Origin of the sequence: Bacillus sp. TL12 (genome assembly GCF_022625245.1) — a bacterium.
Classification (GTDB): domain Bacteria; phylum Bacillota; class Bacilli; order Bacillales; family Bacillaceae_G; genus Bacillus_A.
This window is the reverse complement of the sequence record NZ_JAJJBY010000008.1, coordinates 20,123-37,560: the sequence shown is the minus strand read 5'-3', so window position 1 is coordinate 37,560 and position 17,438 is coordinate 20,123. Positions and strand designations below refer to the sequence as shown.

Sequence of the window (17,438 nt, the reverse complement as noted above, 5' to 3'; positions counted from 1 at the left end):
TAAGTAGCAGTCACACTTTGTTATCCATAGCCATGGCTTATACGTCGAAAAATCAAAATGGATTTATATTTTTTCTAAAACGTTTTCATTTTTCTTCTATTATAAATATATTCTGTTATTCATTAACATATCAAAGCTTTTTCCAAACAACAAATTATTTGTATACAATTTTCCTGTATACGAGACATTTCCTGTAAAAAAATATTTTTTTCAAATGATAACTTTATACAACTCATTCCATATCTTACAATGCTTCTATAATTATAAATTTCAATATTATGCATAAATATCATATTTTTATTATTACCCTATAAAATGTCACACTTTTCTTTCATTTGACCCTTCATTTTTAATTTTGTATACTTCCATCTAGTTATATATGTCCGTTTTGGAACAACTAAATATATAGGATGGGAGGAATTTTCATGCTTCGTTATTCTCTTTTAGTTTTATTGGGAGCATGTAGCTATGGAATTTTAGCTATCTTTGTTAAACTTGCATACGCAGAAGGATTTTCACTTGGAGAAGTAATTGGTAGTCAATATTTGTTCGGTTGGTTTATTTTGCTTGGAATTACACTCCTATTTTCTAGACACCGCGTTCCACTTAAACAAATGCTTATTTTATTTGTCGCTGGAACATCTGCAAGTTTCACAGGAATTTTTTATTATGCTTCACTGAAAACTGTACCGGCATCAATTGCTATTATCCTTTTATTCCAATTCGTTTGGGTAGGAATTATCATTGAAGCTGTTGCGACAAAAACATTACCATCAAGAGAAAAAGTTATTTCTGTTGTCTTTTTACTTGCTGGTACATTCTTATCGAGCGGATTATTAGAAAAATCAGCAGGTGATTTCGATACAACTGGAATCATATTAGGTTTACTATCTGCTGTTACCTTTGCAACCTACATTTTTGTCAGTGGTAAAGTTGCTGTTGAAGTACCATCCTTACCACGAGGCGTTCTTTTAATGACCGGTGCTTTAACTTTAGTAATGATTGTATTTCCACCAACATTTATTTTTAATGGGGCGATTTCACAAGGACTTTGGAAGTATGGTTTAGGACTCGGAACGTTTAGTATTGTTATTCCATCCATCGCCTTCACAATCGGAATCCCAAAAATCGGTTCTGGCTTAGCAACTATTCTTGGTGCAGCTGAACTACCTGTTACAACAATTATGTCTGTATTTGTATTAAAAGAAGCAGTACTTTCTTCTCAATGGCTTGGTGTGGCGCTTATTTTAGTTGGAATTGCAATTCCGCAAATTGCGTATACGATGCGCGGGCGTTATCGAAAACATCATACACATAAGAAAGTTGCTGCATAAGAAAAAAGAGGCTTCTCATTTGAGAAACCTCTTTTTTCTTATAGGTTCTTTCAAAAGCACTAAACTCCTATATAATTGCTAATAAATATATTTTACTAAAACCACCAATTGAAATTTACCTTGAGAAAGAAGGCACATAATATAATGAAACCTATCACAAATCAATTAACAGAAAAAATAATATCTATCCGCCGTCATTTACATCAGTATCCAGAACTATCTTACGAAGAATTCGAAACAACAAAAGCGATACGTAACTGGTTAAACGATGCTAACATCACAATTATTAATTCTGATCTAAAAACTGGAGTAATTGCTGAGGTTTCTGGTAATAAAAATGGTCCAATCGTTGCGCTCCGTGCCGATATTGACGCTCTTCCTATACACGAAGAAACGAATTTATCTTACGCTTCTAAAAACTCTGGAAAAATGCATGCATGTGGACATGATTTTCACACCGCTTCCATTCTAGGTGCAGCCTACTTATTAAAGGCAAATGAATCTTCACTTAACGGTACTGTTAGGTTCATATTCCAAGCTGCTGAAGAAAGCGGGGATGGAGCACGTAAAGTAATAGAAGCAGGCCATTTACAAGATGTTCAAGCAATCTTTGGTATGCACAATAAACCGGATTTACCAGTTGGAACAATCGGTATTAAAGATGGTCCATTAATGGCTGGAGTCGACCGTTTTGAAATCGAAATTAAAGGGATCGGAACACATGCAGCTGTACCTGATGCTGGTGTTGACCCGATTGTAGCTTCATCCCAAATTGTTATGGCACTGCAAACAATTGTAAGTCGAAATATTAGTTCTTTTCATAACGCCGTCATAAGCGTAACAAATATCCATTCAGGAAATACATGGAACGTTATTCCTGAAAAAGCAACTTTAGAAGGAACTGTCCGTACATTTCAGGCAGAAACACGTACAAAAATCCCCGAATTGATGAAACGTGTTATTAAAGGCGTCGCTGAAGCTCTTGGTGTTGAGGCAAAACTTCACTGGTATCCAGGGCCTCCTTCTGTTTATAACGATACAGACCTTACTGCATTGTCAACTCGCATCGCCGAGCAAATGAACTTGCATATTATCTCTCCAAAGCCATCGATGGCTGGAGAAGATTTTTCCTTTTATCAGCAAGAAATCCCTGGTTCATTCGTCTTTATGGGAACAGCTGGTACACATGAATGGCATCATCCTGCCTTTACATTAGATGAAGAAGCATTACCTATTAGCGCACAATACTTTGCTTTATTAGCTCAAGAAGCTATTAACAAATTACGATAAATAAAAGCCGTTAAGATCATTCTTTCTTAACGGCTTTTTCATCTGTTATTATGTTAAGTCGCGCTTTAAAAATACAGTATAGGAAATCCCTAAAAACACGAGTAAATAGATCAAAAGCATACAAGAAGCAAATGGAAATGTTACGCCTTGAATAAAGCTTCCACTTGTTAAAGCTCCATATAAGTTCGTATTCGCTGGCAATAAATATTTTGCCCATTCATATCTTGCTGCCGGTAACAACACTAAATTACCAGACGATGCAACGAATAAAGAAATCCCAATTGCTCCCCCACTCGATCTCGTTAAAACTGAAATCATAAAGGCAAATGCTGCATACACAAGAGTTGGTATCCATTCTAAAAGATAATATTTGCTTGCTTCTACAAATATATTTTGTTCAATGATTTTCCCGCTTTGCATGACAAATTCTGTCCAGGCTGGTTGTTGAAATTTATAAATAATAAGTCCACAGAAAATTGAAAATATCATATTAAATATAAATAAAAGTGCCGAAAAAATAACAATTGCTATATACTTCGCTGTTAAAATTTTAAATCTGTTTGCTGGACGTATCATTAAAAACTTATATGTACCCCAATTATATTCGTTTGAAAAAATAGTACTTGCATATACAAGAATAAATGGCAACAAAATTGGAAAGACGATAAAACCAGTACCTCTCATGAATGAAAGAGGCGAATCAGCTGCTGGTGGAGTATTTGTATCTAAATGCTTCATTTTCAGTTGATACTCTTTTACAAGTTCGTCTCCTGATCTTTGCGTTAAAATATCCTGTTTTGTCATACCAAGTTTTTTTTCAATTTCCGCTGTTCTCTCTGTATATTCTACTTTCCAATCGCCTGATGTGGCTGGTAAATATTTGACCGATACCCATCCTAAACCAATAACTAAAATCGCAATGACGGCAAACGGCATAATCGTTCGCTTTCGCTTAAAGATTTTATATAATTCATTATAAATTAAATTAAACAATATCCTTGCCCCCTGTTAATTCTAAAAACTTCTCTTCTAACGTTTTTCTTTCTTCATACACACGATAAATACGAATCCCTTGTTCTGTTAATGTACGAATCACATTTGGAATTTCTTCATTTTCCACAGTCATAACCAATTCATTATCTTGAATCGTAACATCGCATTCTAAAAGTTCAGCTGCTTGTTTCACATCATCCACACGTATACGTATCGTCTCCATCTCTAAGCTATCATCTCGCTGAATATTTTGTGTTGCTACATATTCTCCGTGCTGAATAATAATAACCCGGTCACACATCAATTCAACTTCAGATAATAAATGACTCGAAACAAGCACAGCTTTTCCTTGCTCATGCGCAATTTTCTTTATATACATTCGCATTTCATGAATACCATTTGGATCTAATCCATTTGTCGGTTCATCTAAAATGAGTACATCTGGATTATGTACGAGTGCTTGCGCAATTCCTAATCGTTGTCTCATACCAAGCGAATATGCTTTTACTTTACGATTAATAACTTGTCCCATACCCAATAGTTGAACGACTTCATTAATGCGCTCTTCTGTAACATTACCATTCATACGTCCAAAGTATGTTAAGTTTTCATAACCACTTAAAAAAGGATAGAATTCTGGATTTTCAATTACAGCACCAATTTTTGCTGCTGTACTTTCAAACTCCCGTTTTACAGATTGACCATCTATCCATACTTCCCCTTCAGTCATGCGAATCATACCGACCATCATTCTCATTAATGTTGTTTTCCCAGCACCGTTTGGTCCTAACAAACCAACCACTTCGCCTTTTTTCACTTCAAAGCTTATATTTTCTACTAATGTCTTTGAACCGATTCGCTTTGTTAATCGATCAACTTTTACTATAGACTGCTCATTTGTCATTCCATACAACCTTTCTTTTTCACACTTATTAAGTTCTTTTCACTGTATCACGATTATTTTCTCATGTAAAACAAAGAAAAAGACATGATGTTTCATGCCTTTTTCTCTGTTTTATGTGAACTTTTCTTTTTTAAACCTTGTATATATTGATAACATTGCCACATCGATAATACAATTAAAATAATAATAAATAATGTCGTTACTAATAGTGCGGAAATCGTAATTGGCGCACTACATCCTCCATAAATCCTCGCTATTTTCATGAAAATAATTGTACATAACTTTAAAAATAGCATCCCATGAATCAATCCAAAAAAACCAGCCCCACCAAAAATCAATAACTGTTCCTGCCACAATAAACACACCATTGTTCTTTTTTTCATATCACTGCCTTTATACAATTGAAATTCTCGTTTTCTTGTCTTAAAAAAACTATTTATCATTTTGTATGTAATAAAGCTACATACAAACAACAAAAAAATAGACACATAATAAAAAAGCGCCACAAATAACGGAATATGTTGCAGCTTTTCTACTATCATTTCGTTTGATTGAATAGATACAATAAAAAAACAAACTGTTGTACTCGTTGCAATCCATATAAATTGCTTTAATCTTCGGGCAGCATAGTTCTGTATATTTTTCCTTGCTAACCGAAATAAAGACATAATTGATTCCCCTACCTTACTTTATAACGTCCAATCTTCTATACTACCAGTGTATAAAAATATTACTTTTTTAACATCGAACTACAACCGGAATCTTTACTAGGTCTTAAGTCGGAGAAAAATGACTGTATGTCTACGGTTATACTGAAACAGAAAAAAACCTATAAAGGTAAATATATTAGTATGGAGGGATTAAATGAGAAAACTGCTTCTTCTCAGCATCATTTTATTGATTGCTTTTCTTAGTAGTTGTATTGTCCAACTAAATACAGACTCATACACAATTGTAAAACCATATAAATTATCAGAAAAGGAAACTGCTCTTTTACAATTATTACCCTTACAACAAGAACATGTTTCTTTTTATGAAGTTACCATTCCTCATAAACAAGCTGAAATATTTACAACTATTGAATATTACCAAAATGGAGAAAAAATAAAAGATATAGTTAGGCTTTCTTCTTCCGACTTTATAGATAAAAAAACAAAATTAGCCGTTGGTCAGCAAATATTTCAACATACGAATAATGAAACTTGGCAATGGTTCATAGGTATTGATGGTAGTTCCATGACTGCTTCTGAAGACGGCTTACCTAATATTAATGGATCTGCATTTGAAGAAATTAACAATCCTCAAAACATAGAATATAACAAAAGAACAGTCCTTGCTGCTTGGATAAAAACAAATAAAAACCATATATCCGCACTCTCTATAGAAGATGAAGAGTCACGCCAACGATTGCTCCAAGAAAATGAACATGTCTACTTAGTCAGTATTGAAATAAAAAGAGGAGATGCATCAGAATAGCATCTCCTCTTTTTTGTCATTTTACTTATCGTTTTCCACTTCTATTCGTTTCTTTTCCCTAGCAATTTTTAAAAACTCTAACAGCTCAGGGTTACTATTTGTTTTCCGGTATGCAACTGACATCTCTGCTACAAAATTAGAATCATATATAGCTTTATATACAACTTCTGTTTTATACAACTTATTAGCAGAAACTGGAATCACTGTTATTCCAATCCCCGCTGCTACAAGCCCCATAACAGTTTGGTACTCTGTTGCCTCCTGTACAATATGTGGACTGAATCCAGCGTTCCTACATAATGATAAAATTGTATCATATAGCGCAGGCCAAACCGGTCTAGTTATGAATACAAATGGTTCATCTTGCAAATCTTCAATATGAATTTCTTCTTTCTCTGCTAGTGGATGCGCTTTTGGTAAACATAGTGTACACGAAAGCTTTTGAATTGGTTCTAATTCTAGCAATTGCGTATTAATCGGCGGACGTAAAAACCCAACATCAATTCGATTATCATGAAGCGCATGAACTTGATCTGGTGTTGATAATTCATGCAGTGCAACAGATACTCTTGGGAACTTCTCTCGATACTCTCTAACAATAGACGGTAAAATATCGTATATAGCAGCCCCTACGAATCCAATTGAAAGCGAACCAACTTCTCCCCTTTGCGCACTTTGTGCCACCTCAACTGCTTTATCAATCTGATCAAATGCCTTTTTTACTTCTTTTAAAAACATTTCTCCAGCTTCTGTCAGCTCAACTTTCCGCTTCGTTCTTGAAAATAACGTAACTCCCATTTCTTTTTCTAATTGCTGAATTTGTTGACTAAGTGGTGGCTGTGTCATTTGTAAACGAGCAGCTGCTCGCCCAAAGTGTAGCTCTTCTGCCACCACAACAAAATATTGCAAATGCCGTAATTCCATTTTGGACACCCTTTTCCATTAATATGTATAATAAATCAATAACATATAATTTATATATTAGACAAATATTTCGAAAGAACGTATAGTGGAAATTGTTAATTCTTTTTACAATTTTTATGTAAAAAACGAAACGAAAGAGGTGTTACTGTATGAAATGGTGGAAATTAAGCGGACAAATTTTACTATTATTTTGTTTTGCTTGGACAGGTGAATGGATTGCAAAACAGGCACACCTCCCTATTCCAGGAAGTATTATTGGTATTTTCTTATTATTAATTTCATTAAAATTTAACCTGGTGAAAAAAGAATGGATTCAAGACGGATCAGACTTTTTATTAAAAGAACTTATTTTATTTTTTATTCCTTCTGCTATCGCTGTTATACGCTACAAAGATACGCTATCACAATATGGTATCGATCTCATTTTAATTATCATGATTAGTACTCTTTGCGTAACACTTGTAACTGGTCTTTTAACAGAATTGCTATTAAAGCGGAAAGGATCAACACAATGATTGCCCTTTTATGTTTATCATTAACACTATTCACATATTGGATATCTAAAAAACTATATCAGCGCTGGAACTGGAGTATACTTTCTCCTCTTCTCGTTTGTCCAATTGTTTTAATTGCATTATTACTCGGATTAGACACATCTTATGAAACATACGATTCTGGTGGTCACTGGCTAACTGAGTTGTTAAAGCCAGCAACAGTTGCTTTTGCATGGCCAATTTATAAATACTTTGATCTGTTAAAAAAACATGCAAGTGCCATTCTAATTAATGTTATTGTTGGCTCTTTTTTATCCGTTATTACCTCAGCTTTACTAGCAAATGCCTTTCAAATTGATTCATCGCTGGAACATAGCTTGGCACCACACATCGTAACAATACCAATTGCGATGGCAATATCAGAAATGATTGGTGGTATGTCTCAATTAACAGCTGTATTTGTTGTACTAACAGCATTAACAGGAGCACTCTTAGGTCCTTCTCTCATTCGCATATGCCGTATTAAAACAGCCATCGCGAAAGGGATTATGCTAGGTACTAGCGCAAATGGAACTGGCACTTCAAAAGCATTTGAAATCGGACCAGTTGAAGGTACAATCGCAAGTTTATCTATGCTTCTAACAGATGGCGCAAGTTTAGTCATTGTTCCACTTTTCTTATCTTGGTTACACTAAATAGCACTATACTCTTATTTTATCGCGATCAATGGGGCTTCGAATAAAGTGAAACTTTAATCAGTGGGGGTTTTCCTCATCCCCCACTGATTATTAGTTGAACCAATCGGGCCTTTACGGGCAGTTTATCTCCCACCTAACTTCTTTGCTCCCGCCGAATGTTGAGGTGGGAGTATTACTGCCCGTTAGTGCGGGATAAAAATAAATCATTACAAGAAAAAGGATAGAAACTGTAGTATAACGCTACTTTTTCTACCCTTTTCTTAATTTCAATTGAAATTTCTTTCTCTCTTATACAGACTTAACTATGACTGCGTAATTTTATTAGGAACAAGTAATTTCCCAATACATATAGGTAACATATCTAATAGTGTTTCAAATGCGTAATTTATGTCCAGTCGCTCCGTCCATTGATGTGCATCTTTTCCTACCGGTCCCATATTTAATACTGGAACATCAAACTCTTCTAATTCCTGGAGTGGAATCGAATAACCTTTATTCCATAATGGCATATTGTCTACCAGTGAATTCATCGAATCTGCTGGGTACTGTAAGCCCACATAACTCAAATCTGAAATTCCCCCAAAATAATTTTGATTTTTAAATGTCATTCCATGATTGTAGTGAGCGTATCTTTCCATCTCCCCAACCACTTCTTTAATCAAAGGATTGTGGCGTGAGCTCACAGCTGGGTAGTACGGTGGAGCAAAGAAAAGGATAATCATTGGTGCCTTTTCTTTGCATAAAATAGCTAATTTATCAACCAAATCAATTGTTACTGCACGATCGTCTTTATTTCCTCTATTTTTTATAATAGCATATTGAATACTATCTATTTTTTCTTGCCCATGTTGTTCAATTGCATAAGCGATAAGCTCTTCATACGTTAATACATTCACTTTAAGATTAGGCGGTATGAATGGATTATACTTCGAAAACTGATATGCTCGATTCTCATACGACTCTTCGATTTTCTCTGCTACTTTTGTTACTTTTTGATGTAACAACGCCATTACATCCGTCATCGTTTTTTCTAGTAAAAACAAATTAAATAATGTGACTGCACGATGAGGAATTTGTACAGAATAATCCTCCTTTAAGTCCCTTTGTAACAAGTTAGTTGGTGGAGGACTCGCCTCACCTTCTACAATATCACAAAGTTCCGTATTTAATTCTAATTCAGCTGTCAATAATGAAGCCATATAACTCGCATTTAACCCTGCAAAAGGTTCGCCTACATGTGTTTCTTTTCCATAACAAAGAAAACCAGGTAACACCTTACCAATGGAACCAGTATAAATATACTTATTTTGATCACCTGGATATTGTGTAAACATAGGCTCTGAATTTAGGACCGTTTTATATTCTAAATCATGTTCTTTTGCTAAATCTAACAATTTTGGAACAGCAGCCCTCATCCCTACAGAGTTTACTTCTTCATCTGGAACAGCCAATAAAAGAACATTCCCATCAAATCTTCCTTCACAAGCTTGCTCAATCATCGCCATTTGCAAAGCTAGACCACATTTCATATCCATTGTTCCTCTACCAAATAGCCAATCCCCTTGTTCTATATCTTCACGCACATGATTTGGTAGTTCATCTTTATGAGAATAAAACATAGATGTTAATTTTTTAGCGTCAAATGCATCTGCTTTCCACACACCATAATCTTGTACATCTACAACATCGAAGTGACTAACAAGAATTACTGTATTTCTTGTACTATTATTTTTCTTTACTAGGGCCGTAACAAAATATCTCCCATCCCCTGTCGGATTTTTTTGCAAATGATGCGGATTTTGTTTGAAATAGTGTAAGTCAGATAATTGTTCCACAACAAAGTCTGGCAATATAACTTCAGCGTCCGAGCCAGTAATACTAGGAATTTCAACAAGATTGCTTAATAATTGAACCAATTGTTCTTTTGATTGCCATTTTGACATATAAATCCCCCTATTTTTCCACATTATGAAATTCATTTCCGTTATACGAATAAAAAATGACGACAGGCTATCAAAATTATTATTCTGATATTCTGCCGATTTTTATTGATATTTCACTAGCTGCTTGTTTTACCTTACTAATAAGAAAAGATAGTCGATCATCATTAATACGATGACTAATTAACCCAATACTTAATGCTCCTACTACTTTATGATTAAATCCTATAATAGGTGCAGCTACTGAAGCTGTTCCTTCTGTTTTTTCACCATAACTTACAGCATATCCTTCATTTCTTACCTGTTCGATTTGATCAAAAAGAACTTGCTTTTGTTCTGGTAAAGAAGAAAGTAAATGTTCTGCAATACGTTCCATTTCATCCGTTTTCATATTGGCAAGCATCGTTTTATTTGCGGCGCCAATCGAAAGAGGCATCTGTTCCCCTAAGTTATCGATAACTCGAATTTTTAAAGGGCTATCAATTCTTTCAATAATGATAGAATGTGTTCCATTTGGAATGTTCAAGTAAACACTTTCTTCAACTTCAGAGGCCAAACGCTTCATCACTTCTCTTGCAACAGATCTGTAGTCTACCTTCTCTAATTGACGTAATCCTATTTCCATCCACATCGGTCCAGTTGTGTACTGTTTTGTTTCTGAAATTTGCGTAACTAATCCATGCTCCATTAGAGAGTTAAGTAACCTATGTACCGTACTAACCGGGAGATGTGTTTTATCAGCTATATCAGAAATAGCCCAATACTCTTTTTCATTTGTAGAATTCAATAACTTAATAATACTTAGCGCTCGATCAATGGACTGTACCATAACTCGCCTCAACTTTACTTGTAATATGTTAGTAACCTTAATTAACTATCAATTTAGCAAAAATTCAAACTGAAATCAATTAAATTTTCTAAAAATAAAAACAAAAATAATAGTTTGAAAACGCAAACAAAAAAATATTGACTTTTCTTTTTAATTATCTGAAAATTAGAACATAATTCTACATCACGGAATACATTCCACAATACGAAAAAAACATCAATCTTCATCCTACAAATTATGAAAGTGAGGAAAACAATGACGCAATTAAGCAATACAAATAATGAATTAAAACGCACGATGAAAAGTAGACATTTATTCATGATTGCACTTGGTGGTGTAATTGGAACGGGGCTATTTAACGGATCTGGCTTTATTATAAGCCAAGCCGGACCAGGTGGGTCCGTACTTGCCTTTATTGCTGGTGGATTATTAATGTATTTCGTTATGCTATGCCTTGGTGAGCTTGCTGTAGCGATGCCAGTTTCAGGTTCCTTCCAAGAATATGCCACCAAGTTCATAAATCCCGCAACTGGATTTACCATTGGATGGTTGTATTGGCTAAGCTGGGCGAATACTACTGGCCTTGAATTTACAACTGCCGGTATTACAATGCAACGTTGGTTTCCTGATATTCCCGTATGGGTTTGGTGTTTAATCTTTGGGGTTACAATATTTACTATTAATGCATTATCCGCTCGTAGTTATGCCGAAACAGAATTTTGGTTTTCAAGTATTAAAGTATCTGCCATAATCGCTTTTATTATTCTTGGCGGCGCCGCTATGTTCGGTTTAATTGATTTAAAAGGCGACGAACCAGCCCCGCTTTTTTCAAATTTCGTAAATCACGGTGGTTTATTCCCAAATGGAATTGCGGCTATCTTACTAACAATGGTTACAGTTAATTATTCCTTTCAAGGTACAGAACTTGTCGGAATCGCTGCAGGTGAAAGTGAAAATCCTGAAAAAACTTTACCGCGTTCTATTAGAAATATTATATGGCGCACGATGTTTTTCTTCGTCTTAGCAATCTTTGTCCTCGTGGCTTTGATTCCTTGGGAAGAAGCGGGATTAACAAAGAGCCCATTTGTTGCTGTTTTTGATAACATATGTATTCCATATGCAGCTGATATTATGAACTTTGTCATTCTTACTGCTGTTCTTTCTGTCGCAAATTCAGGGCTATACGCCGCAACTCGAATGCTTTGGTCCTTATCAAAAAATGATATGGCTCCAGCCTTTTTAAAGAAATTATCATCACGCGGGATACCCCTATACGCTTTAATCATGACGATATCTATTTCTGCTTTTTCGCTTTTGACAAGTGTTGTTGCTGCTGAAACTGTTTACTTATGGCTCATTTCAATTTCCGGAGTCATTACAATCATTGTTTGGATGTCAATTTGTGTTTCTCAATTCTTTTTTCGCAAACATTATTTAGCCGACGGTGGAAAATTAGAAGACTTAAAATTCAGAACTCCACTTTATCCTCTTGTACCAATTCTTGGTTTTGGATTGTATGGCATTATATTAATAAGTCTTATCTTTATCCCAGAGCAAAGACTAGGAATCTATTGCACTGTACCATTTATCATCTTTTGTTATGCCTACTATTACATCAAGATAAAGAAAAAAGCTACTAATAACACTCATACAGAAACTAAAATTAGCAAAACTTTGTAATACTATTAATAATAATCCCTACACATAAAAGACCACACTTTACTCTTAATTAATGTGCGGTCTTTTATCATTGACACTTGTTCTATTACCTTTTTATCATTCCTTCATTCATTTTCCCAGATACAGTTCCCCTATTTTTGTCCATACCATTTACATACCTTAATAACAACTCATAATCCTCTGGAAAGGCTAAAGAGATTTCTCTTAATTCATGAACATCCTTCCAATCTATTTCATAAATTAATCCATCTGGATCTTGAATATTCATAGAACCTCCTACTTGTTGTACAAGATAATAATGTACATAAACGGGTATACCATATGTTACGCCCTTTTTTTCATATATTTTATTTATAATTTCTACCTCATACCCAGTTTCCTCCCACACTTCTCGGATACAACACTCTTCTAGGGTTTCTCCTTTTTCTTGTCCACCACTTGGTACTGACCAACTTTTCGGTTCATCTTTCTTTCCTTGTAATACCATCAAAATTTCATTTTTTTCATTCATACATATTGCTGCCGCTCCAATCCATCTTTTCATGTGTCTCTCCTCCCATAGCTAATATTCTTTCTTCCCCTATTCTTCTCCTTGAAAATAGAGGAAAATGCTAAATTTGTAACGAAAGATTATATCAACTTCAAAGACAACTCATTCCTAGAAATTCAAGCGGAAGGATGAGAGTATGATCTCTAAATATGTTGTAGAGTGTGTCTTTTGTGAAGAAAATCGAAAATCTCGGCAAGCAACTGTCACCGTGTCTGCCACTTCTCATGCACTTGCCATTCAAAAAGTAAGAGATGAATGCAAACGTCGCTTTGGAAAAACACTGCTATTACAAACGGAAATTACCGAAGAATTATTTTTACACAAAAAAGAAAGCTGACCATATACATTGGTCAGCTTTCTCTATCCGATCATATTTTCACATGAAGATTAGGGGCATCCTCTTTAAGGATCGGGATTTCCCATTATGTACGTTCCATAATGGGCATCGAACAATATATTTCTATACAATTAAACTTGAATAGAATAGGGCAAAACTTGTTCGCATTTTTAGAAAAGGGATAGGGATATAATACTAGTAATACGTCGAATACTCGAACGTTACACTCATTATATTATAGCAAATCCTTTTATGTGGGAAATATGAATTACTTACATAATTCATACGTAAAACATATTAATAAATTACTATATAGTTTTCTTATCACGGAAAACTACTATTGCTAATATTGCTCCAATTAACGCAAGTGTCATATCCCACTGTGTATCCCAAACATCTCCTTGCGTTCCAAGAAATGCTTCTGCTCCTTTCTCCGTTAGTTTTGCAACTGTAAACTCTAGCAACTCATATAACGCGCTAAATGCTAAACAAACTGATATTACAAGTAGTTCTAACCATCCTTTTTTTGAATTCCAACTACCTTTATAAGTACTTCCTTTGTTAATAATGCCGGAACAAATCCTTGCATAAAATGCCCAACACGATCATAGTAATTTCTTTCTAAATCAAAAGTATCACGAAAATAATTGAATAGTGGTACTTCTGCGTATGTATAATGTCCCCCAATGAGCAATATTAACATATGAATAAAAACCCATACATATGTGAACGTTGTAAATCGAAAACTTCGATATGTAATCATTAAAACGAGTACTAAAATAACTGCAGGCGTGACCTCTAAAAACCATGTAAAGGGATCTTTTGGATATATTCCAGATATAAGTAATGCAATCCAAAAACTTACACATAACAGTTTATGAAAATGAACAGACACACCTCTCCCTCCCCCTCAGCAGTTCGTCTTCTATTCTATTAATAACATACATCCAGCCAAAATAGGGGTCATAATCATCGAAAATTTCAAAATCATACGAGGTGCGTAATTTGTAAACTTTGCTCCTATATATGCTCCGAGCATTGTTCCAGCTAATACTTGCATTAATAACATATAATCTAAATATCCTGCCGAAGTATATCCAATTCCTCCACCAATTGCAATTGGTAAAATAACAAACATTGTAGTCCCTACAGATTGACGAATTGATAAACCAAGTAATACCATTAACCCTATCTGAATAAAAGGTGCTGAACCAATTCCAAATGCTCCTGCTAACATCCCAGTTACAACTCCTAACAGAGCTCCTTTCCCTAGTACAGATGGCGTTAACTGATCCGACAAACTAGCAGACAACTCCCTATGATTTTGCACAAAAAACAAACGAATTAACATGAATATTGCTGATAAAAATAGCATTCCAGCTGTAAACCAATGAAGAAGATGCGCAGGAATCACAGCACCAAGTTTAGATCCAATATAATGACCCAATTGCACCACATCCCCCTACAACACAGCCAATTCTCACGACAACATTTCTTTCTCGGTAATGACTTATAACTCCAGAAAGTGTTGTAAATGCCATTGCTGTTAATGATGTTGCAACCGCTGTATGAATCGGCACATGAAATACGAGTGTGAGCACTGCAATAATAAAGCCTGCTCCACCTGCTCCCACAAAACCTAATAAAACCCCCATTAGAAACATTGTAATAATAATAGCCATTTTCTTTCCCTCCAATAGCTCTATTATCCAATATATTTCTTTTTTTAAGCAAATAAAAAAGCATCCACACAGGATGCTTTTACTATTTTTCTATATTCATCATATGTACTATACTCAGTTAATCTTGATTAATTAAAATCACAGCTGGTCCCGATACCACTACTCCAGCTACTTCAATTTTCTCAAATTCTTTAACTGTAATAGATATAACCCCTTCTCTTTCCATCAATTCCTTACTCAGGACCTCAGTCGGTATTTCCTTCACCGTTTTACCTCCTTTTCATTCTTATTACTTAATACTCCTACCTTTTATCAGTAATATTTCGTCATGGAACTGGGATATAAAATTATGAAATTGTTCCAATGCATCTATATATACACTTCACCTGCCATTTTCATTCCTTATTCCATAAAGAATATACGATTCCTTTTTGTAGCATATTGAAAAAAATAAAAAAGCACTCGCAAGTGCTTTTTTATTTCCTACTATTTTCCCTCTATCACATGTAGCATTCTATTTAAAAACGCTGCCGACTCTGCACGAGTTGCTGTACCTTTTGGTAAGAACTCATTCTTTTCATTTCCTTTTACAATCCCTAATCCATAAACACGCTGCACAGCTTGTTTATCATATGCCAAGTCTTGATCAGTAAATGGTAATGATACTAATGGTCCAGTAATTCCTTTATATTTTAATGCACGATCAATCATAATAACTGCTTCATCACGCGTAATCGTATCATTTGGGGCAAAAATATTATTCCCACGTCCATTAATGATTCCAGCACTAGCTGCGCTATTAATACCATCTACTAATGATGAATGTGTTGTACCTAAGTCTGTAAATGTCGACTTACCCTTTGGTAATTGTAGTGATCTAGAAATTAGAGTCGCAAATTCTCCACGTGTTACAACACGGTTAGGCCAATACGAACCTTTTCCATCTCCTTGCATGATTCCTTTTGCAGCTAATTCACGAATATCCTTCTCATACCATCCACCTGTAATATCATCTTTATGATTCGCATCATAATACGCTTTCGTTCCTTTTAAGAAAGCGTCCCAATCCCCGCGCTGAATCATAATGGCCGGACAGTTTTTCCCCCACCAATATTGATGTTTTTTCACATTTTCTAAAGTAATATTTAATTCACCCATTAAGTATGCAGCTAATTTACGAGCATTTTCAACCGCTTTATCATAGTTCCCATCTTCATTTACTGCGATTTCAATTCCGATAGATTCCTGATTTCCTTGCTTAGTGCCTGCATGCCATCCTACTTCATTTACTGGGAGATGCTGATAAATTTCTTTATCATCTACGGTGAAATGCCATGATGTTCCGGATTCAACATTTGATGTTGCTTGATTATATAAATATTGTCCATGCTTCTGAGCATTTGCACCCACATCTGGATTAGCCGTCTCATGAATTGTAATATATTTCGGGACCATCGCATAACCAGGACGAATATTCTCATTCCCTGTTGGAATGATCCATTCTTTAAATGTTACACCATATATATTCCCTGTATTTAATGTTCCTGGCTCTGCATACATGATAGCCTCTCTCTTTTTACGAACAGGCGCCTCATTTGAAAGGATAGATGCTTTCGTACCTTCAAATTTTGCAGATGGTGAATGAATCCATTTTATTCCTTCGGCTGTTTGAACTTGGAACCAATCTCCTGCTTGTGAAATTGCTACAATTGTTTGAGGCTGCAATACAGTTTCTTCTTTAAACGCATCAAATGGCGAAGAGTATATAAAGGTTTCTTCATTGATGACTAGATTCCTATTAGATAGCGCATAAACGTCCCGAATTTCTACATTATTATCACTATTATGTATCCATCCTGCTCCAGATGAAGTTTGTACATAGTATGCATTTCCTTTTCGTTTCGAAGCTTTAATTACTTGTTCAGAAAGCTCTGCACCTGTTGCATGCTGTAAATCAACAGAATCGTATAAAGGAGTCGATTTTATAATGTGTACAAGAAATTCTCCTTGCACTTCACTTTCGATGTCTTGATCCATATGTTCTTTCATATGTTCCTCAATACTTTTCAAAGCTTGGTCATGAGTGGCTACTCCTACCGTTTTTTCTACTGGAGCTGCAAATGAAGAAGCTGGCACCATTACAACTTGAAGTGCAATTGACATTGCTAAAACATTATAAATTCCTTTTTTCATGATAATTGTTTAACACGTTATGTATTGAATCATTTCGTGTTAACTGACCTCCTTTTCTAACATAATAAAAGTTATTTAGTAAGCTAATAAACTTCTAGATTACTAAACTAGTTT

16 protein-coding genes and 2 pseudogenes are annotated in these 17,438 nt (G+C 34.9%); 7 read left to right on the top strand and 11 right to left on the bottom strand.

Annotated features, from left to right (window positions below):
- Nucleotides 1–425: 425 nt before the first annotated feature.
- Both LOK41_RS09830 and LOK41_RS09825 read left to right on the top strand, forming a co-directional pair.
- Nucleotides 426–1,334, top strand: a complete 909-nt coding sequence (locus LOK41_RS09830; RefSeq protein WP_241816305.1) for an EamA family transporter — start codon at nt 426–428, stop codon at nt 1,332–1,334.
- Between the two features lie 144 nt (nt 1,335–1,478).
- Entirely contained in the window at nt 1,479–2,624 is a 1,146-nt protein-coding gene (locus LOK41_RS09825; RefSeq protein ID WP_241816304.1) for a M20 peptidase aminoacylase family protein, read from the top strand.
- A 48-nt stretch (nt 2,625–2,672) separates the two neighbouring features.
- Here LOK41_RS09825 and LOK41_RS09820 read toward each other — a convergent pair whose 3' ends face one another.
- From LOK41_RS09820 to LOK41_RS09810, 3 genes are all read right to left on the bottom strand, one after another.
- Nucleotides 2,673–3,617 carry an ABC transporter permease gene (locus tag LOK41_RS09820; RefSeq protein ID WP_241816303.1) on the bottom strand — a complete coding sequence of 315 codons (945 nt, stop codon included), beginning with the start codon at nt 3,615–3,617 and terminating at the stop codon, nt 2,673–2,675.
- Nucleotides 3,610–4,521 carry an ABC transporter ATP-binding protein gene (locus LOK41_RS09815; RefSeq protein WP_241816302.1) on the bottom strand — a complete coding sequence of 304 codons (912 nt, stop codon included), beginning with the start codon at nt 4,519–4,521 and terminating at the stop codon, nt 3,610–3,612. Before LOK41_RS09815 ends, LOK41_RS09820 begins: the two co-directional genes overlap by 8 nt.
- Before the next feature lie 92 nt (nt 4,522–4,613).
- Nucleotides 4,614–5,189 (bottom strand): ABC transporter permease, encoded by a 576-nt coding sequence (locus LOK41_RS09810; protein ID WP_241816301.1) that lies wholly within the window; start codon nt 5,187–5,189, stop codon nt 4,614–4,616.
- A 196-nt stretch (nt 5,190–5,385) separates the two neighbouring features.
- On the opposite strand from LOK41_RS09810, the gene LOK41_RS09805 reads away from it, so the two are divergent.
- A complete protein-coding gene (locus LOK41_RS09805; protein WP_241816300.1) occupies nt 5,386–5,997 on the top strand; it encodes a hypothetical protein in 612 nt (203 codons plus the stop codon).
- Between the two features lie 21 nt (nt 5,998–6,018).
- On the opposite strand, the gene alsR is transcribed toward LOK41_RS09805, so the two are convergent.
- Nucleotides 6,019–6,921 (bottom strand): acetoin biosynthesis transcriptional regulator AlsR, encoded by a 903-nt coding sequence (gene alsR / locus LOK41_RS09800; RefSeq protein ID WP_241816299.1) that lies wholly within the window; start codon nt 6,919–6,921, stop codon nt 6,019–6,021.
- Between the two features lie 149 nt (nt 6,922–7,070).
- Here alsR and LOK41_RS09795 point away from each other — a divergent pair, with 149 nt between their 5' ends.
- Both LOK41_RS09795 and LOK41_RS09790 read left to right on the top strand, forming a co-directional pair.
- The gene (locus LOK41_RS09795; protein ID WP_241816298.1) at nt 7,071–7,436 is read left to right on the top strand and encodes a CidA/LrgA family holin-like protein; all 366 of its coding nucleotides are present in this window, start codon (nt 7,071–7,073) and stop codon (nt 7,434–7,436) included.
- Nucleotides 7,433–8,110 carry an LrgB family protein gene (locus LOK41_RS09790; protein ID WP_241816297.1) on the top strand — a complete coding sequence of 226 codons (678 nt, stop codon included), beginning with the start codon at nt 7,433–7,435 and terminating at the stop codon, nt 8,108–8,110. The genes LOK41_RS09795 and LOK41_RS09790 overlap by 4 nt, the downstream gene beginning before the upstream one ends.
- A gap of 305 nt (nt 8,111–8,415) precedes the next feature.
- On the opposite strand, the gene LOK41_RS09785 is transcribed toward LOK41_RS09790, so the two are convergent.
- Complete coding sequence (locus tag LOK41_RS09785) at nt 8,416–10,056, bottom strand: M20/M25/M40 family metallo-hydrolase (RefSeq protein WP_241816296.1); 1,641 nt, start codon at nt 10,054–10,056, stop codon at nt 8,416–8,418.
- Nucleotides 10,057–10,135: 79 nt separating this feature from the next.
- Complete coding sequence (locus tag LOK41_RS09780; RefSeq protein ID WP_241816295.1) at nt 10,136–10,882, bottom strand: IclR family transcriptional regulator; 747 nt, start codon at nt 10,880–10,882, stop codon at nt 10,136–10,138.
- Between the two features lie 255 nt (nt 10,883–11,137).
- On the opposite strand from LOK41_RS09780, the gene LOK41_RS09775 reads away from it, so the two are divergent.
- Nucleotides 11,138–12,562 (top strand): amino acid permease, encoded by a 1,425-nt coding sequence (locus LOK41_RS09775; RefSeq protein ID WP_241816294.1) that lies wholly within the window; start codon nt 11,138–11,140, stop codon nt 12,560–12,562.
- An 85-nt stretch (nt 12,563–12,647) separates the two neighbouring features.
- Here the strand turns inward: LOK41_RS09775 and LOK41_RS09770 are convergent, their stop codons facing one another.
- Nucleotides 12,648–13,106 (bottom strand): NUDIX hydrolase, encoded by a 459-nt coding sequence (locus LOK41_RS09770; protein WP_241816293.1) that lies wholly within the window; start codon nt 13,104–13,106, stop codon nt 12,648–12,650.
- Between the two features lie 142 nt (nt 13,107–13,248).
- Between LOK41_RS09770 and LOK41_RS09765 the strand changes: the two genes are divergently transcribed.
- Nucleotides 13,249–13,449 carry a DUF3903 domain-containing protein gene (locus LOK41_RS09765; RefSeq protein ID WP_017151403.1) on the top strand — a complete coding sequence of 67 codons (201 nt, stop codon included), beginning with the start codon at nt 13,249–13,251 and terminating at the stop codon, nt 13,447–13,449.
- 308 nt (nt 13,450–13,757) lie between these two features.
- On the opposite strand, the pseudogene LOK41_RS09760 reads toward LOK41_RS09765, so the two are convergent.
- From LOK41_RS09760 to LOK41_RS09745, 4 genes and pseudogenes are all read right to left on the bottom strand, one after another.
- A pseudogene (locus LOK41_RS09760) lies at nt 13,758–14,344 on the bottom strand (DUF2238 domain-containing protein).
- A gap of 30 nt (nt 14,345–14,374) precedes the next feature.
- Nucleotides 14,375–15,131: pseudogene (locus tag LOK41_RS09755) on the bottom strand (sulfite exporter TauE/SafE family protein).
- A 118-nt stretch (nt 15,132–15,249) separates the two neighbouring features.
- Entirely contained in the window at nt 15,250–15,396 is a 147-nt protein-coding gene (locus LOK41_RS09750; protein ID WP_174102668.1) for a BC1881 family protein, read from the bottom strand.
- A 221-nt stretch (nt 15,397–15,617) separates the two neighbouring features.
- Nucleotides 15,618–17,324 carry an S-layer homology domain-containing protein gene (locus tag LOK41_RS09745; RefSeq protein WP_241816292.1) on the bottom strand — a complete coding sequence of 569 codons (1,707 nt, stop codon included), beginning with the start codon at nt 17,322–17,324 and terminating at the stop codon, nt 15,618–15,620.
- Nucleotides 17,325–17,438: the final 114 nt, after the last annotated feature.